General features: G+C 61.8%; 12 protein-coding genes and 1 pseudogene. 7 read left to right on the top strand and 6 right to left on the bottom strand.

The features are described 5' to 3' along the window. Window positions 1-653: pseudogene (locus EN925_RS13005) on the top strand (hypothetical protein); the annotation flags it as partial. A gap of 60 nt (window positions 654-713) precedes the next feature. Here EN925_RS13005 and EN925_RS13000 read toward each other — a convergent pair. Further along, window positions 714-812: a hypothetical protein gene (locus EN925_RS13000; protein WP_013530621.1), complete on the bottom strand. Its 99-nt coding sequence runs from the start codon at window positions 810-812 to the stop codon at window positions 714-716. Between the two features lie 204 nt (window positions 813-1,016). Continuing rightward, entirely contained in the window at window positions 1,017-1,106 is a 90-nt protein-coding gene (locus EN925_RS12995; protein WP_081714185.1) for a hypothetical protein, read from the bottom strand. Window positions 1,107-1,141: 35 nt separating this feature from the next. Between EN925_RS12995 and EN925_RS12990 the strand changes: the two genes are divergently transcribed. Continuing rightward, window positions 1,142-1,345, top strand: a complete 204-nt coding sequence (locus EN925_RS12990; protein ID WP_063168627.1) for a hypothetical protein — start codon at window positions 1,142-1,144, stop codon at window positions 1,343-1,345. A gap of 111 nt (window positions 1,346-1,456) precedes the next feature. Then, on the top strand, window positions 1,457-2,008 hold the full coding sequence (locus tag EN925_RS12985; protein ID WP_127368643.1) for an isochorismatase family protein: 552 nt from the start codon (window positions 1,457-1,459) through the stop codon (window positions 2,006-2,008). A 304-nt stretch (window positions 2,009-2,312) separates the two neighbouring features. On the opposite strand, the gene EN925_RS12980 is transcribed toward EN925_RS12985, so the two are convergent. The 3 genes from EN925_RS12980 to EN925_RS12965 form a co-directional block, all read right to left on the bottom strand. Continuing rightward, window positions 2,313-2,495: a hypothetical protein gene (locus EN925_RS12980; protein ID WP_318014171.1), complete on the bottom strand. Its 183-nt coding sequence runs from the start codon at window positions 2,493-2,495 to the stop codon at window positions 2,313-2,315. Window positions 2,496-2,602: 107 nt separating this feature from the next. Next, a complete protein-coding gene (locus EN925_RS12975; RefSeq protein ID WP_013530625.1) occupies window positions 2,603-2,902 on the bottom strand; it encodes a DUF1236 domain-containing protein in 300 nt (99 codons plus the stop codon). A 963-nt stretch (window positions 2,903-3,865) separates the two neighbouring features. Next, complete coding sequence (locus tag EN925_RS12965; RefSeq protein ID WP_063173741.1) at window positions 3,866-4,153, bottom strand: hypothetical protein; 288 nt, start codon at window positions 4,151-4,153, stop codon at window positions 3,866-3,868. Window positions 4,154-4,399: 246 nt separating this feature from the next. Between EN925_RS12965 and EN925_RS12960 the strand changes: the two genes are divergently transcribed. Together EN925_RS12960 and EN925_RS12955 are read left to right on the top strand one after the other, a co-directional pair. After that, window positions 4,400-4,696, top strand: coding sequence for an exopolysaccharide production repressor protein (locus tag EN925_RS12960; RefSeq protein WP_245460934.1), 297 nt, complete (start codon window positions 4,400-4,402; stop codon window positions 4,694-4,696). Window positions 4,697-5,315: 619 nt separating this feature from the next. After that, window positions 5,316-5,618 carry a DUF1236 domain-containing protein gene (locus tag EN925_RS12955; RefSeq protein ID WP_013530629.1) on the top strand — a complete coding sequence of 101 codons (303 nt, stop codon included), beginning with the start codon at window positions 5,316-5,318 and terminating at the stop codon, window positions 5,616-5,618. An 83-nt stretch (window positions 5,619-5,701) separates the two neighbouring features. Here EN925_RS12955 and yghU read toward each other — a convergent pair whose 3' ends face one another. Next, a complete protein-coding gene (gene yghU, locus EN925_RS12950) occupies window positions 5,702-6,568 on the bottom strand; it encodes a glutathione-dependent disulfide-bond oxidoreductase (RefSeq protein WP_013530630.1) in 867 nt (288 codons plus the stop codon). Window positions 6,569-6,763: 195 nt separating this feature from the next. Between yghU and EN925_RS12945 the strand changes: the two genes are divergently transcribed. Both EN925_RS12945 and EN925_RS12940 read left to right on the top strand, forming a co-directional pair. Continuing rightward, window positions 6,764-7,669, top strand: a complete 906-nt coding sequence (locus tag EN925_RS12945) for a S1C family serine protease (RefSeq protein ID WP_013530631.1) — start codon at window positions 6,764-6,766, stop codon at window positions 7,667-7,669. A 15-nt stretch (window positions 7,670-7,684) separates the two neighbouring features. Next, window positions 7,685-8,324 (top strand): LysR family transcriptional regulator (locus EN925_RS12940; RefSeq protein ID WP_164894191.1); only part of this gene is annotated, 640 nt, incomplete at its 3' end.

Here is an 8,324-nt window from a genome sequence, read left to right as displayed (position 1 = left end):
GCGATGGACCCGCGACCCTCTCCGTGTCGGGGGACGGGCACGTCCTGGAGACGCGGACACTGGCGCCGGGTGCCGTCTTCAGCTTCGACCTGGCTGAAGAAGCCGACACGGTCAGCATCAGTGGCGAAGGCTTGGAGCGGCGGCTGACGCTGTCGCCCTACTCGGCGGATCTCGGCCTGCTGTCCGCGCAACGCGCCGGCATTGCCACCGATGCCGCTCTCGAAACGATCGGTTTCGACGATGTGACGTCGCGCACCTTCAGGAAAATTCCGGCCGGTCATGCCGGATTGGCGTGGCGCAACCTGAATGCGATGGCGCGCGACTACACCAAGGACAGCCAGGGCTATGTCAATGGCAACGTCTCCGGTGACCATGTGCTCTACACCAGCAGCGGGCTGCCTGCCGAATTCAGCTGCGAACGGCCGTTCGGCTTTCACTCGGTCATGCTGAGCGCCGCCTGGCTGGCGTCGGAAGGGGAGGTGGCGCTGATCGAAAGCTGGCTTGGCGAGCAGCTGATTGCAAGCGATCAGATCACGCTGTCGGCGCTGACGCCGTTGCACTATGCCCCGATGCTCAAAGCTGTAACGCGTGTTCGCCTGTCGACGAAGCACTATTGGCAAATGGTCGTGGACGATTTGGTCCTGACACGCTGAGATTTGGGCATGCCAAAGCGGAGCGAATTTCGCCCCGCTTCAATCAGGTTACGTTTACGATCAGCCCGGCACGATGATAATCGAGGCGCCGTTCGACGCTGTGACCGCCGACAGACGGCCCTTTTTCAAGAACGACGGCTTCACATAAATCTTCTTCATTTTCAGACTCTCCTAAAATCCCAGCCTGATGATGCCATACTGCGGCCATCTGTCAACCATGCGAGCTGAAAGCAACAAACAATAAACCCAACAATGCGCGACAAGGGGCCAGGGTCCCTATTCTTTGCTTCGGGCCATCCCAAAACCAATTGCACCTGGAGTTTGCTCTCCAGCGCCGGCGCGATCCGCCAGAGATGCGCCGGATTAAAGCGTGACGCTGCTCGGGGCGTTTGCCGTGACGGCGGAAAGCTTGCCCTTCTTGACGAAGGTCGGCTTCGCGTAAGTCTTCTTCATGGTGTTCTCTCCTGAACTCTCGGCGAGCATGGCAGATGCGCGACATGTGTCAACCAAGCCGGGCGCCGACGGCGGCCCTCCTGGCGCTATCGGCTGGCGGCCAGCGCCTGGCCTCCGGCTCGCTCGACGGCACGGCCCGGCTATGGGGCATGGACACCGGCCACCAGATCGCGCTGTTCGACAGCAAGACCGGCCCGATCTATGCGGGCGTCCGCCGCGGTGCTGACCGGCGGCAATGATCGCACCACCCGCGACTGGCCGCCCGACGGCGGTGACGGCGTCGTGCTGTTTGCCGGCGCGTCGGAATGAGCAAATCTTGATCACCTTGTCCGCCGTGCTATGTAAAGCCCATGCCAGCATCCAGCCTCCCAGACAACGCGCCGCTCATCGTCATCGATCTCCAGACCGGTATGTTCGACGGCGTGCACGAACCGCCGATCCATGATGCGCCAGGCATAGTCGAGCGCACCAAAGCGGTGATCGACTGGGCGCGGCGCGGCGGGCGCAAGGTCGCATTTGTCAGGCATGATGGACCCGAAGGCGATCCGTTGGCACCGGATCAGCCGGGCTGGCCGGTTTGGCCCGCACTTGGCCAAGCTGCGGACGAGCCGACCTTTGCCAAATCCGTGCGCGATGCTTTCAGCAATCCTGCCTTCGGCGACTGGGTTGCCGGGCAGGGTGCGGGTGCTGTCGTGCTCCTGGGCGCGCAGACCGATTTTTGCGTGGCCGCGACGGTCAAGGGCGCGATCGCCAGAGGGCTCGGCGTGGCCGTGGTGTCCGATGCGCACAGCACGCTGGACAATGCCAGCGAGAGTGCCGAGCAGGTCATCATCAGGCACAATGGCGAATTCGCCGAGGCCGGCGTCAATCTGGTGACCACAAAGGCGCTTGTCGGCGGCTGAAGCCCGAACGTCGCCGCAGGCCGCATTATCAGGCAGGCCGGCTTGAGGAGTTCGCGAGGGAAGACAGCGCCGGGCGCCTGCCGTGGTCGACGCGGACGGGGGGGCGCATTGTTGGGATGGCTCGGGCGCCCGCGTCAACCAGGGCGGCTCGTACCGCCGCATTAGCAACATTGCACATTGCGTGCCGCTCGAAACTTCCGCGAAAGCGGAATAGGCCGGAGCAAAAGGGCGGATTCGGCTGAGACTTTCGGCGCGCTTTCCCGGTCCGGGAGTCAAAAAGCCTGCTGGTTATTGGGAATGTCGTTCAAGGCGTTTGCCGGTGCTGCACCGGATCGGCGAGGAACGACACCGCAATCAGGTCGTCGCCATCGATCCGGCCGTGACGATCTTCCATGATGGCCGCGACCTTTTGAAAGGTTTTCATTTCGGCATCCGTCACCCGCGCATCGCGCATCCGGGCCTGGAGATCGGCCAGGCGAACGCCCAAAGCAGGGGATGTCACAGCTTTGCTTATCATCTTCACTCGTCCTGATTGGAAACTGACATGGGCAACCCGCCGCCATGGCTGGCGGCGGGTTTGGGACAATTCCAAGTTCAGTCGTAGACCTTGACGATCTTGCGGGTGCCCGGATCCACCAGGACGGTGCGGTTGTCGACCACCACGTAGCGGTATTTGACGTCGGGGATCTCATGAAGCTCGACCGTGTCCGGCAACGCGCTACCAACATTCAGTTCCACGCCGGGAATCTTGACCGAAGCGAGGGGCTGCTTCTTCACATACTCGCGGATGACCGTGTCCTGTTCAGGCTGGATGACAACGTCCTGAGCGGCAACGGCGCCCACTCCGGCCAACAGCAACAGCGCCGCTGCGGCGCCCGTTAGGTGCATTTTCATACTGTTTCTCCTTGCGAGTCAGCATGACAACATCGTCCAACGCTGACGGCAACTGAACTTGAGCCAACTGAAAATGTTCCTCAGATTGGGCTTCGGTCGGATGCTGTCTGCGACTTAAGTCTGGCCCGAGAGCGCATTGGTCTTACCGACGGGAACGGCTCTCTGTTCACGGCTGTTTGTCTCCCGGAATTCGGAGAAACAGATGGACAAAAGTGTTGGCCAAGCGCGCTGGTTGCTCGCACCGATTTTCGCGACAGCCGTTACCTTTCTGGTGATGGGAATAGTCCTTGGCTGACATGTCGTCGATCGGCGCAGCAACGTCCCTTCCTGCGCCGAGAGGGTTCGCAAGCCGCTTCGGCGCCTGGCGAACCCTCTATCTTCACCATACGCCGGCCTGCTCGTCGCTATCGTCCAGCAGTTGCTCGTCCAGTTTGCCGCTCGGCTATCGGGCCGTGTGTATCGATCGAGCCGGCGGCGAAGACAAGACACGTTGATCCGTAGGCTGCTCGCTGAAGTAAAGCGAACTGCCGAGAATGAGGAACACGATGCCCACCGCCGTCAATCCAACCATGAGCACGGCAATCGCCGTTCCTGGGCCATAGCCTGTCTTGATGATGGTGGATCGGTGGGACATCGCGGCGTTCTCCAGACACCCGGCGGTGCCGAGTTCTGCGACAAACGACAAGCGAGGCCCGATGTTCCCTCGTTGGAAGCCTCAATCGGTCACTTTGGGCTTTTGCTTTTTCCTGTAGGACCAAGGTCTTATCTGCCGAGCGCAAAGGTCCAAGGGGCCTTGTTCAGTTCCGATAATGTCCCTTGGATGTTCCGTTACTTTAGGTAAACCTGATATATTGCCTGGGCGGAAACTTAGCTGGCCAAGCAAAATCGCCCGCGAACCGGGCATGGAAAATGTGGCTTTGGCAAGTTCAACAACAGGCAGTCATGTCTCGGGCGACGAATAGCTCACGTCTCGTCGAATCCGCCCTCTCGGGTCTGATCGTGCGTGATTGCGGCTTCTTCCTCATCATCGGGGAGGGCGTCGTCGCTGTCCTGGTACGCGTTATCGTCGTCCTCGTCCGGCAGATCGCCGTCTTTTTCGACGCCGTAACGCATGTCGCCGTTTTCCGGCACGGACTCTGGCAGGATCTCGCCGCCCTTGATTGCATCCCAATCCTGCTGCTCGATGGTCGGCCCATCCGCCCGCGGTGCGTCATCTTCGATGTCGGCGCTTGGTTTGTTGCGAGGTGCCATGCTGGCCTCCAATCGTTGAAGAACTGGAGGCGAAACTCGGCGTGCCGGCGTTTGTTCCGGACCCGAAGTGCAAAGATCGGGCGTGCTCCTGGATTGTCGACGGCTGGCGTGTCAGCCCAGCCCCGCCAGCACCGCGGCCGCGGCCCGCACAGTTGCCAAGTTGCCGCGCAAATGGAGAACTTGCGGCGACTGACCCCTTACTTGCGAAGTTGCTAAAATAATGAAATGTTGTCCGCGGGAAATGAAATGAGGCAGGGACTGGTTGGAACCGGCGCGGTTTCGACGGTTTTGGAAACCATGTATTTTGGACAGTTTCTGGTAGGAATGTCAGCCACGGCCGTCATCGTCGCGGTCTGGACCTATATGACCACCGGCTCCTTCTGGGAGGCATTTGCCTGGACGATAGCGACGCTGCTTGTCCTGCAGGTCGGCTACTTCGTGCTCGTCGTGAGGCTGATCTTCAGGCGCGCACATGACATCGTGCCGAGCCAGGATCCGGTAGACGCCTTTCCGCCATTGCATCGCGACGGTGTCCAGCTTTGAGACCGGGTGACCGGGACCGATCAGGAATGGCGTTTCCATACCAGGCCGTCCACTCGAGCGCGTTCGCCCGGGCAAACTCGGGGAACGTCGCCACCAGCGCGATCACGACCGACGGCAAGGTGTTTGGTCGCTGAGACGGCGCCTTCTGAGCATATCCCTGCTGGAGATTTCGGCCCAGCGTTATCATGGGAACAGGACGCATGCGCGACCGCTCCGCATTGTGCTCAGGCCGACAGGTTGGGAACAAGTGCTGATGCTTCGCGTTCTCTGGCAGTGTCGATGAGGTTGCCGCCTCCATCGGTACTGTTATGGCTCGCTCTGCTCCCGGCGGGGCGAGCCCTTTTCGTGCCGGAGCCTTTCAAATCGTCCAGACGAAGAGGCGGATGCGCGGCCGATTTGGCGCACTGGTGCTCAGATTGAATTTTCTTCCTCTAAATATCCGTACCTATCTGTGCAAGTTCTCAAACTCTTGAACGCTGTCTGCCGAATGTTTGATCAGCAACCAATCAATATCCAGGCTGCAATCGTAATATCTTCAATTCTGAAGTTACGATGGAACCGCATGGCAGCGGTGGAGTTTTTATGGAGGGCGGAATTCAGTTATCACTAGGAGATGGCCATGAGACTTTATCTTACGAGCGCGGCGACCGCCGTCGTCCTGATGGGCGGGATTGGTGCGGCGCTGGCGGAAAACGTCGTCGTCGTCCAGCCGGAGCAGGAGACAGTCGTTCGCGAATACATCAAGAGAGAACCGCTTGCCTCGGTGAACCTTCTGGGCGTCGAGCTCAAGCTCGGCTCGTCGGTGCCGGATACGGTCGAACTGCGTGAGGTGCCCGACGTCAAATACCGCGTCGCGGTGATCAACGACCAGACGGTCCTCGTCGATCCGGAGACCCGCCAGATTGTTGAAGTGCTGCACTAGGGACCCGCAGTACTGGACCTTGGGAAAAACCCGCCCCGAACGTCGCGTCGGGGCGGGTTTCCTTTGCCGCGACCCGCGATGGCCTATTCGGCGGCCAGTCTATCCTGCGTCTTGGTCTCGAAATCGCTGGCGTCGTGGCGTTCATGCAGTTGCATGGCAGGCTCACCGAAAGCTCGGTTGACCATGCGGCCGCGCTTGACCGCCGGGCGGGCGTCGATGGCCTTCGCCCAACGCTGCACATGCTTGTACTCGTGCACCGACAGGAACTCGCCGGAATCATTGTACATGCGGCCGAGTGCCAGCCCGCCATACCAGGGCCACACCGCCATGTCGGCGATGGAATAGTCCTTGCCGCCGAGATATTCAGTCTCGGCCAACCGGCGGTCGAGCACGTCCATCTGACGCTTCACCTCCATCGAGAAGCGATCGATGGCATATTCGAACTTTTCCGGCGCATAGGCATAAAAGTGGCCGAAGCCGCCGCCCAGATACGGCGCCGAGCCCATCTGCCAGAACAGCCAGGACAGCACCTCGGCGCGGGCCGGCTGTTCGGTCGGAAGGAATTCGCCGAACTTTTCGGCGAGATAGACCAGGATCGAGCCGGATTCGAAGATGCGCACCGGTGTGGTGCCACTGTGGTCCATCAGGGCCGGAATCTTGGAGTTTGGATTGACCTCGACGAAGCCGCTGCCGAACTGGTCGCCATCGTTGATCCGGATCAGCCAGGCATCGTATTCGGCACCCTTGTGGCCGCGCGCCAGAAGCTCTTCCAGCATGACGGTGACCTTGACGCCGTTCGGCGTCGCCAGCGAATAGAGCTGCAACGGATGCTTGCCGACAGGCAGTTCCTTGTCATGCGTCGGCCCGGCGATCGGCCGGTTGATGCTGGCAAAGGCTCCGCCGCTCGGCTTGTTCCAGGTCCATACTTTCGGCGGTGTGTAGTCGGTCATTTCGTGGCCTCGTGTCGGGGAAGGATGGCAGGTCGCCATAAACTAGGGCTGCGGATGTGTAAGTTCAACTTGCGTTGAACTATTATCGATGCCCGCAGTGCCAACATCGGCAATTGGGCTCTTCCTTACCCTTGCGCCTTCTCCTGCGTGGCATACGTATAGAAGATGTCGCCAAAGCCCACCCAGGACAAAAGCATGACCATCAATCCTAATCCGCGCTCGGTCGTTGCCGTGCGGGCCACTGTTCCCGAAGATGCCTTTACGGCCGGGGCGCTCGGCACGCTCAGGGAAGGCAGCGGCGTCGTCATTCGCAATGACGGGCTGGTGCTGACCATCGGCTATCTCATCACCGAAGCGGAAGAGGTCTGGCTGACCAGCCATGACGGCCGCGTCATCCCCGCGCACGCGCTGGCCTATGACCAGGAATCGGGCTTCGGCCTGGTGCAGGCGCTGGCGCCGCTCGGCCTGCCGGCGGTGGCGCTGGGCGATGCCGGCAAGGCCAGGATCGGCGACGCCGTGGTGCTGGCCGACGGCATCGGCCAGTCGGTGCAGGCCAGGATCGTCACCAAGCAGGAATTCGCTGGCTATTGGGAGTATCTGCTCGACGAGGCGATCTTCATTGCGCCGGCGCACCCGTCCTGGGGCGGTGCCGGGCTGTTCGGCGCCGATGGCTCGCTGCTCGGCATCGGTTCGCTGCGCCTGCAGATGAGCCGCAATGGCGAGGTCGCCGATATCAACATGGTGGTGCCGATCGATCTGTTGCCGCCCATACTCGACGATCTCCTGACGCGCGGCCAGGTGGCCAAGCCGCCGCGTCCATGGCTCGGCGCCCTGTCGGCCGAAAGCGATGGCAGAGTGGTGGTGATGAGCGTGACCGAAGGCGGTCCGGCGGCCAAGGCTGGCCTGCGCCAGGGCGACATCATCTCGGACATCCGCGACGGCGCGGTCGATGGACTCGCCGATTTCTATCGCAAGCTGTGGGAGAGCGGCTCGGCCGGTGCCGAGATTCCGATGCGGGTGCTGCGCGACGGCCGCGAAACCTGGCTGCGCGTCAAGTCCGCCGACCGCGGCAGTTTTCTGAAGAAGCCGCAGCTGCAATAGCGCGTCAGCCACACGATGCATCCAAGACTGCTCAAAACCTTCCTTGCGGTGGCGCGGAGCCGCAACATCACACGCGCCGCAGAAGTGGTCCACCTCGCGCAATCGAGCGTCAGCGACCAGATCCTGGCGCTCGAGGCCGAGCTTGGCGCTGCCCTGTTCACGCGCGCGAAGTCCGGTCTCGAGCTGACGCCGGCAGGCCTAGCGCTGAAGCCGATCGCCGAGGATTTGTTGCGGCTCGACGGCGAGGCGCGCGCGGCCGTGCAGGCAGCGGCAGGTTCGACAAGCGGGCACCTGACCATCGGCGCGCTGGAGACGATCGCGTCGGCCAGGCTGGCGCCTTGGCTGCCCGGGTTCCAGGCCGGCCATTCCGACATCACCGTGCGGATGAAGGTGGCGGGCAGCGGCGCGCTGCTGCGCCAATTGGAGGATGGCGACATCGATGTCGCGTTCTGCTTCGACCGCCGTGATTTCGCGAAGGGCGCGTCGGATAAACACTTCGCCAGGCGCACGATAGCAGCCGAACCGCTGGTGCTGGTCGCGGCTCCGGGGCAGGGCAGCACCGGGCATGACCTGGCTGCCCTTGGCACGCTCTCCTTCGTGGCAACGGAGCCCGGATGTATCTACCGACACATGTTCGACACGGCCTTTGCCGAGG

This window comes from Mesorhizobium sp. M7A.F.Ca.US.006.04.2.1 (assembly GCF_004022915.1).
Classification (GTDB): Bacteria; Pseudomonadota; Alphaproteobacteria; order Rhizobiales; family Rhizobiaceae; genus Mesorhizobium; species Mesorhizobium ciceri.
This window is presented reverse-complemented; position numbering and strand designations above follow the sequence as displayed.